The sequence below is a fragment of the Sciscionella marina DSM 45152 genome (assembly GCF_000379465.1).
GTDB classification, from domain to species: domain Bacteria; phylum Actinomycetota; class Actinomycetes; order Mycobacteriales; family Pseudonocardiaceae; genus Sciscionella; species Sciscionella marina.
The window spans coordinates 39,349-52,137 of sequence record NZ_KB905381.1 but is presented as its reverse complement, the minus strand read 5'-3'; the positions used below and the strand labels follow the sequence as shown (position 1 = coordinate 52,137).

Genomic DNA, 12,789 nt, shown 5'->3' with positions numbered 1-12,789 from the left:
TGGTTCAGGCGAACTCTCGAACATCGGCGATCGCGCCGGCGACAGCCGAGGCGGCGACCGTCCCGGAGGAACCGAGATAGATCTGCGCGTCGGGATGCCCCATCCGGCCCGCAAAATTCCGCGTGCTCGAGGCGATGCAGACGTCCGTGGGACCGAGCGAGTTCTGGAATCCCGCACACATACCGCAGGACGACACGGTCACGACCGCTCCGGCATCAGCGAGGGTGGCGATGATCCCCTCGTGCACGGCCTGCTGATAGATCGCCTGCGAGCCGGGCGTGATGAAAAGCGTGACCTCCGGAGACACCCGCCGCCCCGTTAGGACGGCAGCCGCCTCACGCAGATCGGCCACGGTGCCGTTGGCGCATGAGCCGATGAACGCCCTGTTGATAGGGGTACCGGCAGCGCTCGAAACGCCGACCGTGTTGTGCACGACCGACCCCGGCAGACCCACCATCGGCTCGACCGACGCGAGCTCGATCGAGCGTACCTCGGCGTAGACCGCGTCAGGATCCGGCAGAACACCACCGTCCATCGAACGGCCACGCTCCCTCAGGTGCCGCTCCAGCACTTCGTCGGGCTCGAACATCGCGAACTCCGCGCTGACCTCCGCGCACATCGTCGTCAGCGTTCGCCGTTGATCCATCGTCAGCCCAGGCAGGGCCGATCCGCCGAACTCCATGTTCTGGCCGACATGGGCGCCATAGCGGTCCGCCAGGTGCAGGAACAGATCCTTGGCCGTCACGTGAGACCTCAGGCTGCCCGAGAGCTCGTAGCGAACGGTCTCACCCACCTGGAACCAGGTGAAGCCCTTCGCCATCACGTAGATGAGCTCGGGCGCCCCGATTCCTCGTGCAGCGCAATTCAACGCTCCACCGCTACAGGTATGGCTGTCCACGCACACCAACATCTCGCCCGGCATCGCGTAGGGCACGTCCGCGATGAGCTGATGGCAGATTCCCTGGTCTGGCCCCACATCATGGAGGCGGGAGATCCCCATCTTCTTGGCGAACGCTCGTCCGCGTTCCAAGGCTTCGCCCACTCCGCGGTTCGGCGCCGGGACGACGTGATCGAAGATCACGACGATGCGGTCCGGGTCGAACACCTTCGAAGGTTCGGCCCACATCGAGTCGTAGAAGTTCATGTCCAGCGGGACGACAGTGTCGACCTTCGTCACCACAATATCGCCGGGCCGGATCGCCTCCCGGTCGCTGTGGCCGGCCAGGATCTTCTCGGTCATGGTCATGTCGGCCATCGCGACACCTACCGACGCGCCGAGACGAGTTCGGCGACTGTCCTGACCCGGCTGATCAACGGCAGGACCTGCTGAACGGCGAACTCGTGGTGGTCAGCCGACACACTCGAGGCGGCATCGGAGGCGACCACGACGGCGAAGCCGGAAGCGATCGCCTCGCGGGCCGTCTGTTCGACGCCGAAGTTGGTGGCCACGCCACCGAGCACGATCGTGTCCACACCTCGTTCTTTCAGCCGCGCGGCAAGGTCTGTGGAGGCGAACGCACCCCATCCCTGCTTCACCACGCGGATGTCGTCGTCCTCGGCCAACCCGTCAGCGACCTGATCCCACCCTGCGGGCATGGCGTCCGGCATCGGAGGTCCCGGCGCATCGACAGGCGGACCATCGGCCGAGGGGAACGCCACGGTCACGATCACGACCGGCGCACCCCGTCCACGGAAGTGCGACGCCAGCGCACGGGCCGACGCGAGGACCTCCTCACCGGAGTGCGGCTCCAGCGGCATGCCCAGAACGCCCTCCTGGAGGTCGATCAACACGACCGCTGTCGCCTGAGGGTCGAGGTCCAAGGTCGCAGTCAACTCTGATTGCCTTACCATGTTGTAGGACAATAGAAGCCGACAAGTTTTCCGTCAAGCGGCGCGCTTGGTTGCCGGTCATGAGTGTTGAGCCGGGTTGGAGTCCCGCGGGCCCACTCACGACCGGTGCCTGCAGACGACTTCCGGGGCGCTACTACTCACCGCGGCGCGCCTATTCGCCGCGCCGGTCAACTTCCAAGATGCCGTCACGCGTCGTCATCAGGTGCTCGCGCATCAGCCGCTCGGCCTGCTCGGACTTCCCGGCAAGGACCGCCTCGGTGATATCGCAGTGAAACCGAGCCGAATCGGCGACACTGAGCAGCGGCACGGGGGTCGTCGCTCGGGACACCCGCGTGGTCTGTAGGTGATAGGCCATGACATGGAGCTGCCGCCCCAGGCGCTGCAGGATGTCGTTGTCGGCGATTTCCAGGATGACCCGGTGAAAGTTCTCATTCACGCCGAGGTAATGGCTGAACTCGCCCCCGTCGAGGAACCGCTGATGCTCGTGCAGGACCTGTTCCAGCCGGGTGCGGTTATCAGCGGCGCCGACGCACCGCGCGGCGGCGGCCGCCGCCTGGCCCTCGATCGCCGCACGCGCCTCGTAGAGGTCGAGGATGTCCTTGGTGTTCAGTCGTCGGACTACGGCGCCGCGCTTGCGCTCGACAATGACGAGCCCCTCCGCGGCCAGTCGCCCGAAAGCCTCCCGCACGGGGCCGCGACTGACCTGCAACTCCCGGGTCCAATCCGCCTCGATCAGCCGCTGCCCCCCGACCAGCTGGCCCCGCCGGATTCGCTCTCGCAGTTCTTCGGCGATGCGATCGACAGCGGACACTTCACCGTTTGGCGTCGACGACGTGGGCATAACCCAATGATGACAGCGTCGGACATGAGGGGCGAACCACCCTGTCCTACGATTCTCTGCTCACACGGAGACTGTGGGTGCTTGCCTGGCGCAGAATCGACTCGTGCGGATCAACAGTGATAGCACGAGAGGATCACTGATGCGTCCCTTCCGGAATCTTTCCAACCGCTGCAAGCCGGCAGCGTGATCGACCGCAACCGTATCCTCGTCGCTGTCCACACCAAGCTTCCTGACCAGGTCGGCACAAACAGCCAGCGCGCCATCGATTATTACGAGGAACATCCTGGCTGAAACCCGGGACCTGAGCCGATCGGCAGCCCGCGCGCGGCGGTCGAACACGCCGGTCTGCGTCCCGCGAGAACAGCAGCGACACGGCAGGAGACTGGACCGCATCGCCCGTCGCGACCGCCAACGCCGCCAGCGCACCACTGGCACACCTCGAAGCCGGACTGCGTAGCTCCGACCGAGCGATGCCCGAAGAACACCCACCGCGTGCTCATCGACCGCCTCGCCGACCTAAGCTGCGCCCCAACCCCACTGGCCACCACCAACCTCACGGCCGAACGTCTTCCGCCGAACGTATCGAGCTGACCGACAACACCCTCGTCGAAGCCGTCCACACAGCGCTGCCGAACATGCGGAGGCAGAGCGACATCCTCGACGAGTACGACCTCACACGGGCGCATCGGTGCTCGCGAGGATCCATCGACCCGAGAACTCCGACAACCCCACCGACCTCGCAAACCAGCTCCAGCTCACCGAACCACTCGACTACCCCGTGCTACTCACCTCATCTGACACGCAGCAGGGCCGATCACCGATTCCGGTGGCCGCCAAGAAGAAACCGCCATCCTCAAACGAACCATCTTCATCATCCGACGTAGCAACGAACGGCCCGGAGTCGAAACCACCGAACCCGTTACCGACCCACCCTCGATCGAGACGGGGGCGCCGACAATTGTGGTGTAGCGAAGCCCGATCAGTGATCGTGTCCCATGTAGACGGTCTTGGTCCAGGTGTAGAAATCGACCGCGGTCGGGCCCTGCTCGCGGAAGGTATTGGAGGAAGAGTCCTTCACCCCGCCGAACGGCACGTTGAGATCGAGCCCGGTTGTCGGGCGGTTCACCTTCACCACTCCGGCCTCGGCGTGCGCGGCGAAGTGGTGCGCGAGCGCGAGGTCGTTGGTGCACAGGCCGGCGGTGAGACCGTAGCTGGAGTCGTTCACCAGTGCGAGCCCTTCCTCGTAGCCGGCGACCGGAACAACGGCAACCACTGGGCCGAACACTTCATGCCTGGCGACGTCATGCTCGTGGGCCACCCCGGTGAGCACCGTCGGTGCGAGGAATGAGCCCTCGTGCTGGCCACCAGTCGCCACCGAGGCGCCCTGGGCGCGCGCACGTTCGATCGCGGACAGGTCCGCTGCCAGCTGAACCGGGCTGACCACCGGCCCCATCGTGGTGTCCGCTTCCAGACCATCGCCGGGCCGGAAGCGTTCGGTCTCCCTGACGAGCGCCTCGGTGAACGCCGCGCGGACCCCCGGAGTGCAGTAGACACGGGAGGTCGCCGTGCACGCTTGCCCGGTCAGCCCGAACGCGCCGGCCGCGACGACGCGCGCCGCGGCGGCCGGATCGGCGTCGTCGAGCACGAGATAGGCGTTCTTGCCGCCCATCTCGAGTTGCACGCGTGCCCGGCGCGCGGAAACGACCTGATGCAGCCGCAGCCCGACCTCCGTGGAACCGGTGAACGACACTGCACACACCGAGTCCCGCTCGGCGAGCGCGGCACCGAGCACGGATCCCTTGCCGTGCACGAGATTCAGCACGCCGGCAGGAAGACCGGCCTCGACGAGCGCGGCGGCCAGGTTCGTCGCCGAGGCCGGGGTGAGCTCTGCCGGCTTGAGCACCACGGTGTTGCCACTGATCAGCGCTGGGGCCAGTTTCCACGCGGGGATGGCGATCGGGAAGTTCCACGGCGTAATGAGCCCGACCACGCCGAGCGGCTCGGGACGGGTGAACACGTTCGTGTCCGGAGTGCCGCTCGGGAACACCGCACCGGTACTTTGCCAACCGTGCGAGCCGAAGTAGCGCAGCACATCGATCGCTCGGCGCACCTCGCCGCGAGCCTCGGCCAGTGTCTTGCCCTCTTCACACACCAGTTCGGTCGCGGTCTCCTCGTGTCGGGATCGCAGGATCTCGGCCGCATCCAACAGGATCGCGCCACGTGTCGGCGCCGGCGTCGCCGCCCAGGCGCCCCGCGCGTCCTCCGCCGCGGCCAGCGCATCGGACACCGTGGACTCGTCCCCTGCCGGGGCACGTACCGTGACCTCGTCCGGACGCGCCGGATTGTACCGTTCCCGCTCGGGCTCACCGATCCACTCGCCACCGATGAGATGCCGCACCTTCGTCGTCATGACACTCCTTCTCGGATGTACTACAGCGTCGGCACCATGCCGCCATCACAGCGCAGCGCGGTACCGGTCAGATAGGAACTCGGCCCGCCGCACAAGAACGCGGCCGCCGCGCCGAACTCCGTGGGATCGCCGTACCGGCCGGCGGGAATGTTCGCCAGGGCCGCGCTCCGCACGGCCTCGACGTCCTTGCCACCGCGTTCGGCATCGGCCCTGTCCAGGCTTGCCACCCGGTCGGTCGCGATTCGGCCGGGCAGCAGCAAATTCACCGTCACACCATCCGCGGCGACCTCCGCGGCGAGGGTCTTGAGGTATCCGGCGAGTGCGGCGCGGCCGAGGTTGGACAGCGCAAGGTTCGGGATCGGAGCCTGCACACCACTCGAGCCGACCGCCAGGATCCGGCCCCAGCCGCGTTGGCGCATCCCCGGCAACAACCGGTTCGCCAGCCGCAGCTGCGGGCGGACCAACGAGGCCACCGCCGCCTCCACGTCCTCGACAGTGGTTTCCACGGCGGCTCCGGGTTTCGGCCCCGGTCCGTTGAGCACCAGCACGTCAATCGTGCCGAACTCGGCTTCGGCGGCCTCGACGAGTCGACCCGGCCCGTCCTCGGCGGTCAGGTCGACCTCGACTCCGATCGCCGAGGGCAGATCCGCCGCGATCGCCCGTGCCCGCTCCCCGCGCCGTCCACTGACCACGACGTTGGCGCCTTCCGCGGCCAGCGCACGGGCGATCGCTTCGCCGAGCCCACCGGTCGAAGCACACACGATCGCCGAGCGACCGGCCAATCCGAGATCCATCTAGTCAACCTCCATCATCGTCGTCACCGCGGTGACATGCCGGTTCAGCTGTTCGCGCAGTGTTCCCGGCAGTGAAGCCGCGGGCGGGCGCACACCCGAGTCCATGATGAATCCGCGCCGGCGCAGGCACTCCTTGCGAATCGCCAGCGCCACGTTCGCCTGCTGCTCGAAGTTCACCAGCGGCAGATACGGCAGGAACGCCTCCCTGGCCGCCGCGTATCCCTGGGCACGCCATGCCGCCACGCACGCGAGCAGGCCTTCCGGGAAGGAAAAGCCGGTCATCGCGCCCGCCGAGCCCGCGGCCAGCTCGTCAAGCAGCCCGACCCCGCCGAGCCCACCGAATACCGGCACATCGAGCGCCCCGGTGAGGCCGGCGATCGCGGTGGTCGTCGGCGGGGCCTCTGCCTTCACCGCGACCACGCCCGGCGTCGAGGACAACGCGGTGGCGAGCTCCGCGGGTCCGATGTGGACACCGGAAACGAGCGGGTAGTCCTGCACAACCAAACCCGCCCCGGTCGCCTCGTGCACCGCGGCGAGATGGCGGGAAAGCACCCGGGGATCGGCTGAGTTGACCTGCACCATCGCCCCGGCCAACCGGGAACCGGCGAGCTCGAGGGCCGATTCGACCTCGTCGATCACCGGTGCGGTGGCCAGTCCGGTCGCACCGACCACCAGCGGCAGCTCGGCACTGTCCAGTACCGTCTCCAGCACCGCACGGCGTTCGGCGGACGCCAGCCTTGCCGCTTCGCCGAACACGCCCAGCACGGTCAACCCGGCGACCCCGAGTCCCGCGTAGTGTTCGACGAGCCGTGCCAGGCTCGGCTCGTCGAGCTCGAGGGTCGATCCCGTGAACGGGGTCGCCACGACACCCCACACACCGGCATCCAGCATCGGATTCCCTTCTGTCATCGGCCCGGCCACTCGGGTGGGCGCTTCTCCTGAAAGGCGCGCACGCCCTCCACGCTGTCCTGGCTGTCGAGCGCTGCCATCAGCGCGGGCAACCGTGCTGCCCACGCCTCACGCGCACTCATGCCCGAGGTGCGTTGCACGATCTGCTTGATCGCGCGCAACGAGGTCGGCGCGCACGCCAGCACATCCTCGACCCACCGATCGACGACCGCGTCCAGTTCTGCTTCCGGGGCGACCTCGTTGACCAGACCCATGCTTTGCAGTTCGGCCGCACCAGCCCGGCGCCCGGTGAGCAGTAAGCCCATCGCCTGGGTGTGCGGGAGCCTTCGCACCAGCTGTGCGACGCCGCCGCCGAGCGGGAGCCGCCCGACGCGTGGCTCGGTGAGGCCGAACTTCGCGTGCTCGCTGGCGATCACGATGTCGCAGCCGAGCACCATTTCCATGCCACCGCCGAGCGCGTAGCCGTTGACCCGCGCGATCACCGGAACATCGAGCGTCGTGCGCAGACACAGCCCACCGAACCCGGTCTCCGGTTCGTCCGCCCAGAACCGCAGTCCCGTCTTCTCGATCGCGTTCGCCGACATGTCCGCGCCGACACAGAACGCCCGGTCACCCGCGCCGGTCAGCACCACGACGCGAACCCGGGGGTCGGCCTCGATCGCGTCCCAGATCTCGCACAGCCGCGCTTGTGTTTCCGGGGCGACGGCGTTGAGCACCGCCGGCCGATCGATGGTCACCCTGGCAACGTGTCCGTCGAGCTCGAAAAGCACCTGCTCGCTCACCGCAGCACCCCGGCGGCCTTCAGCGCCTCGGTGCGTTCGGCGTCATAACCGTGCTCGGCCAACACCTCGTCGTTGTGCTCGCCGAGCAGGGGCGGTACCCGCCGCACGCGCGGTGGTGTTTCGGAAAGACCGATCGGTGCGGCCAGGGCCCGTACCCTCCCGGCTGTCGGGTGCCGCATCTCCACCATCATGCGGTTCACCGCGGTCTGCTCGTCATCCAGCGCCTCGGCCAGGGATCGCACCGGCGCGCAGAGGATGTCCTGTTCCTCCAGTCGTTTCACCCAGTACTCCGTGGTGTTGGTCGCGAACGCCTTCCGGAAGATCCGCTGCAGCTCGGGTTTGCGCTCGAACTGCAACTCCAGGCTCGCGTACTCCGGCCGGTCCGAAAGATCCTCGTTCAGTTCGAGCGCGGTGCTGATGTCGCGCAGCGGATTCTGTTTGAACGCACCGACCATGCACACCGCACCGTCGCTCGTCTCGAACACGCCGGAAAGCGGCATCGCCGCCCAGTTGACCTCGCGGCCGCGGTTGAGCTGCATGCACGCTTCCTGCATCTGCATGTGCAGCATCGAGTCGTACATACTCACCTCGACCTTCTGCCCCTCACCGGTACGTTCCCGATTCAGCAGCGCGAGCAGCACGCCCTGCATGAGGTGCATTCCAGTGGTGTAGTCGCACAGCGTCGTCGGGTACACCGACAGGGGCATGTCCTCCGACGACCGCCGCCACATCACGCCGGAATACGCCTGCGCGATCACGTCCTGGCCACCCTTGTGCCGATACGGGCCCAGTTCGCCGAATCCGGTGCCAGAAGCCCAGATCAGCCGGGGATTGTCTCGGCGGCACTCCGCATAACCGAAGCCCATCCGCTCCATCACCCCGGACCGGAAATTGCTGACCACCACATCGGCCTCGGCGATCAGGCCGGCGACCACCCGCCTGCCCTCCTCGGTGCGCGTGTCGATCGAGACACTGCGCTTGTTCCGGTTGATCGACAAGAAGATCGGGTTGTCCGGCCCGTCCTGGTCCGGAATGGACGTACGGGAGAGATCGCCGGCGCCGGGACGCTCGATCTTGATGACATCGGCGCCGTAGTCGCCGAGCAGCTGGGTGCAGCTGGGCCCCAAATACACCTGCGTGAAGTCGATGACGGTGACCCCGTCGAGCGGCAGCGAGGTGTTCATCACACGACCTCCAGTTCCACGGTGGCGTTCGAGGCTGGGACATCGCCCGGATCGGCGTCCTGCTCGCGCATCCCGGCCTGGATCAGCGCCGGGTCGAGCTCGCGCACGGTCTGGCCGCGGTCAGCGGCGACACCCGCGGCGATACCCGCAGCCTGCCCCATGGCCATACACGGCGGGATCTCGCGGGAGATCCGCTGCGCCTCGGGTGTCGCCGAGTAATGCCGCCCGGCGATCAGCAGCTGATCCACACCACGGGGCAACAGCGCCCGGTACGGGGTGTAGTAGTCCCGACCACGCGCGACCGAATCGGGGAAGTGCCTGCGTTCGGCGATGTCGTCCTTGGTGACCACGTATTCGCCCTGCAGCAGCCTGGTCTGGCGCACCCCGATCTGCTCGGCGACATCGACCAGATAACACTGCTGGAAACCCGGCAGTTCGGCGCGCACGTACTCGATCACCGCGGAGATCCGTTCCCGCGCGTCGAATTCGGCCGCGGTGAGGGATTCCGGGTCGGCGCCATCGTATCCGGTCATGTGTGGACAGTTGCACCACACCACTCCCGGCACAGGCGTCTTGAGCCACCACAGTTCCCACGCACCGCCCAGCATCCGCTTGACCTTGCGGTTGATCGCCCTTACCTCGCGGGGGTTTTCCTGCTCGAACCGTTGCGCCGCTTCGGTGTCCACGCCGCCGAGGCGGAATACCAGCGTCACCAGATAACCGTCGTGGCTATACGCGGCACCGGCGCGAGAGGCGACATCGATATCGCCGGTCGTGTCGATCACGACGTCGCCGAGCACCGCCTGCGGACCGGACTTGGTCTCGCACACCACACCGCGCAGCCGGTCGTCTTCGAGTACCGGGCGGGAAAACCAACTGTGCAACCGCAGATGCACCCCGGAGTCGCGGACCAGATCGTTGGACACGCGCTTCCAGCCGTCCGGATCGAAGGCGACGGCATAGCAGATCGGTTTCGGGCTGGCGTGCGAGTGGAAGTCGAACGCGCCCCAGCGCCCCCACCGCCGCCACATCTCCGGGGAGGAGATCCGATCGGATTCCGGCGGGTACACCGCGAGTCCGATCCGCCGCAGCCGGTCGACGTATTCGGCCACGATGCCGCGGACCGATACCTCGCTGCCGTTGCACATATCGTCCAGCACCAGCACCATGCCGCCGGAAGCGAGACCGCCAAGCGCCGCGTACCGCTCGAGCAGGGTCACCGAGGCTCCGGTTCGCGCGGCGGCCACCGCGGCACTCACCCCCGCCGGCCCGCCGCCGACCACGACGACGTCACTGCGCCGCACCACGGGTGCTTCGAGCTCTTGGAGAGATACTGCGAGGTTCATCCGTTCTCCTCACCTTGTTGGCCGGTCGCGGGAAATATCGCCCCGACTCGCGTGGATGCGCGATTTCTGTTCGGACAGTGCGGGCCCATCGCTCGGGCCAGGATGGTCACTGGTGTCTTCTCCTCACTCGCCGGCATAGATTCCGGTGCGGCGCACGGCCGCCAGGTAAAGCGCCACGCTGATCAGGCACAGCGCGGCGGTGTATGCGGGAAACATCCAGGCCGAGCCGTACCTGCCGAGCCACACAAGCAGGTAGGACGCGGTGCCGCCGAACAGGGCGACCCCGATGCCGTAACCGAGCCCGACTCCGGTCGCCCGGCACGGTACGGGCAACAGCGAGGTACTGACCACGTTGTAGAGCGTCATGTTCAGCACCAGCACCAGACCGCCGCCGAGCAGCACCGCGGTGAACCCACCGAGGCCCGGCCCCGAATAGAGCAGCGCCAGAAACACCGCGGGCACGGCGAGCAGCCTCGTGACGGTGAATGTGCGGGACAGCTTCTTGCGGTCCGCCAGCGCGCCGGTGATCAGCGAACCGCCGACGAGGACCAGACCGAGCAGCGTGGTGATCGCGAAGACCGCGGTCGAGTTCTCCCGGTAGGTACTGCGCGCAAGTGTTGGCAGTCCTACGTTCCACGCGTAATTGTAGGCCTGTACCGCTCCGACGATGAACACCATCGCCAGGAGTGCCAGCCAGTGTCTGCCGATCCCGCGCCATATGTCGCGGTTGCGCTCGGCTGGTGGCCTGCCTGCGGCCGCGTGCAGGCTCTCCGGCAGTTGCCGGCGCATGTAGACGATCACGATGCCGAGCACCGCACCGAAAACCATCGCCACGCGCCAGCCCCACGATTGCATCGCGGCACTGCCAACGATGGCACTGGTCACGAAGCTGACCAACGAGGCGCCGACAATACCGAGGTTCACGAACACGCTCATCACCCCGGCCGCACGGCCTTCACGGCCCTTCGCGGTGAGCTCCACGGCGTACGCGGTGGACAGTGGCCCTTCGACACCGGTGGAGACGCCTTGCACGATGCGGCAGACAAGCAGGATCACCCCGGCCCAGACACCGAGCACCGAATAGCCCGGAACCACGGCCATGACCAGCGTCGCCAGCGCCATCGCGGCCACCGAGCCGAGCATCACGCGGCGACGACCGAACCGGTCGGCGACCAAACCGAGCAGCACGCCGCCGAGCGGCCGGAAAACGAAACCCACGGCGAACACCGCGAGGGCGCTGAGCGTCGCCGCGACCGGGTCATGGTTGGGAAAGAACTCCGGCCCCACGAATGCCGAAAGCAGACCGAAGAGCTGCCAGTCGTACCACTCGAGCGTGCCGCCGAGTCCGAGCGCGACCAACGGCCGGCGAGCGGCGAAGCAGCGTTGCGTTTGATGGCGCTGTGTTGAAGTGGATGCCATGTTTCCACCTTCGGTTTCCGCCTCAGGGAAAGCGGTGGACAAGAAAGCCGCTGCCGAGAAGGCAGGGCAGCAGAAGCCGAACCGGCGTGCGCCGATCGACCGAGCGGCGGACCAGTACGGCCCGTCGCGTGCTCAACAGCTGCTGATCACCAGGTCGGCGGGGTGATCACCCAGACGGCGAAGCAGGTCTCCTCGCCGGAATTGACATACCAATGCGGGATCGTCGACGCGTAGCGGATGGAATCGCCGGCTTCCAAGTGATGCCGAACGCCGTCGAGATACACGTCTTTCGAACCGGAAATGATGAGGCCGAATTCCTCACCGTTGTGCCGGTAAGGAGTATCGCTGCTGTCGTACCCGGGCGGGGTTTCCACCCAAGTGGCCTCCAGCGCACCATTGAGGTCGGGGGTGAGCAGTTCGTACACGCCGCCGTCGTCCGCGGCGAGCCCGTGTCCGTCGATGTGGCGCCGTTCGTACTTGCGCACCACCGGCGAGCGATGTTCTTCGGTCTCGAACAATCGGGCGATCGAAATGCCCAGTCCATGCGCAAGCTGCACCAGCGTTGAGAAGGACGGGTTCGCCTTCCCGCGCTCCAGCTGGCTCACTATTCCGGTCGACACACCGGAGAGCTCACTGAGCCGTTCCACGGTAAGCCGCCGCTCCTTGCGCATGGACCGGATCTTGCTGCCCATGATGTGCAGCATCGACTCGCCTGGCAGGCCATTCGGGTCGTCCGCTGTCATGAGCACCAGTCCTTCACTGTAGTGATGATACAAACCAATATAGTGAGGACCTTCAAAAAGTCAACGGGTCTCTTCATTTTTTCGAAACGGAGTCCACGATGCAGCCGCGCATGGCACCCTTGTCGCTTGCAGAACCTGGCCACCCTTCGGCCAGAACGGCGGCACCGTATTTATCCAAGCCGACACAGCCGGATACGGAAAGAGCACACGTCCAGCGGCGCATCGAGCCGGAGGATCGCTCTGACACGACACTGCCACACCATCAAGACTTACCGGCCCGGGCAACAGCGATAACCACGGCGGCCGACCCCTCGAGAAGACGCGGAGAATGCTGGCCGCCCAGCCATCGGCGGGCCGCTCGACCGGTGGGATGACGCCAGAAAGGTACAAGCACAAAACACACCAAGCCGGCAGTTCTCGATACGTCCGGCGGTACCGGAATACCGACGCTGCATCCCGGCGGACTTGCAGCCCTTCGTCAGGAATCCGGTCTCGTCGATCCGCGCCGAA

General features: G+C 66.8%; 11 protein-coding genes and 1 pseudogene. All 12 read right to left on the bottom strand.

The window, feature by feature from the left end; genetic code table 11:
- Positions 1-4 precede the first annotated feature (4 nt).
- On the bottom strand, positions 5-1,255 hold the full coding sequence (locus A37U_RS0106180) for a 3-isopropylmalate dehydratase large subunit (protein WP_020495745.1): 1,251 nt from the start codon (positions 1,253-1,255) through the stop codon (positions 5-7).
- 8 nt (positions 1,256-1,263) lie between these two features.
- Positions 1,264-1,863, bottom strand: a complete 600-nt coding sequence (locus A37U_RS0106175; RefSeq protein ID WP_205622882.1) for an isochorismatase family protein — start codon at positions 1,861-1,863, stop codon at positions 1,264-1,266.
- Positions 1,864-2,002: 139 nt separating this feature from the next.
- Positions 2,003-2,692: a GntR family transcriptional regulator gene (locus A37U_RS42480; protein ID WP_083933235.1), complete on the bottom strand. Its 690-nt coding sequence runs from the start codon at positions 2,690-2,692 to the stop codon at positions 2,003-2,005.
- A 979-nt stretch (positions 2,693-3,671) separates the two neighbouring features.
- Positions 3,672-5,102, bottom strand: a complete 1,431-nt coding sequence (locus A37U_RS0106160) for an aldehyde dehydrogenase family protein (RefSeq protein ID WP_020495741.1) — start codon at positions 5,100-5,102, stop codon at positions 3,672-3,674.
- 20 nt (positions 5,103-5,122) lie between these two features.
- Positions 5,123-5,896, bottom strand: coding sequence for an SDR family oxidoreductase (locus A37U_RS0106155; protein WP_020495740.1), 774 nt, complete (start codon positions 5,894-5,896; stop codon positions 5,123-5,125).
- Positions 5,897-6,805 (bottom strand): dihydrodipicolinate synthase family protein, encoded by a 909-nt coding sequence (locus tag A37U_RS0106150; RefSeq protein WP_040586936.1) that lies wholly within the window; start codon positions 6,803-6,805, stop codon positions 5,897-5,899.
- On the bottom strand, positions 6,802-7,587 hold the full coding sequence (locus A37U_RS0106145; protein ID WP_020495738.1) for an enoyl-CoA hydratase-related protein: 786 nt from the start codon (positions 7,585-7,587) through the stop codon (positions 6,802-6,804). The genes A37U_RS0106150 and A37U_RS0106145 overlap by 4 nt, the downstream gene beginning before the upstream one ends.
- Complete coding sequence (locus A37U_RS0106140) at positions 7,584-8,771, bottom strand: CaiB/BaiF CoA transferase family protein (protein ID WP_020495737.1); 1,188 nt, start codon at positions 8,769-8,771, stop codon at positions 7,584-7,586. Before A37U_RS0106140 ends, A37U_RS0106145 begins: the two co-directional genes overlap by 4 nt.
- A complete protein-coding gene (locus A37U_RS0106135; RefSeq protein ID WP_026196918.1) occupies positions 8,771-10,117 on the bottom strand; it encodes an FAD-dependent oxidoreductase in 1,347 nt (448 codons plus the stop codon). Before A37U_RS0106135 ends, A37U_RS0106140 begins: the two co-directional genes overlap by 1 nt.
- Before the next feature lie 123 nt (positions 10,118-10,240).
- The gene (locus tag A37U_RS0106130) at positions 10,241-11,536 is read right to left on the bottom strand and encodes an MFS transporter (protein ID WP_026196917.1); all 1,296 of its coding nucleotides are present in this window, start codon (positions 11,534-11,536) and stop codon (positions 10,241-10,243) included.
- Between the two features lie 146 nt (positions 11,537-11,682).
- On the bottom strand, positions 11,683-12,279 hold the full coding sequence (locus tag A37U_RS0106125; RefSeq protein ID WP_020495734.1) for a helix-turn-helix domain-containing protein: 597 nt from the start codon (positions 12,277-12,279) through the stop codon (positions 11,683-11,685).
- Positions 12,280-12,668: 389 nt separating this feature from the next.
- Positions 12,669-12,779 (bottom strand): annotated as a pseudogene (locus A37U_RS51305) (transposase); the annotation flags it as partial.
- Positions 12,780-12,789: the final 10 nt, after the last annotated feature.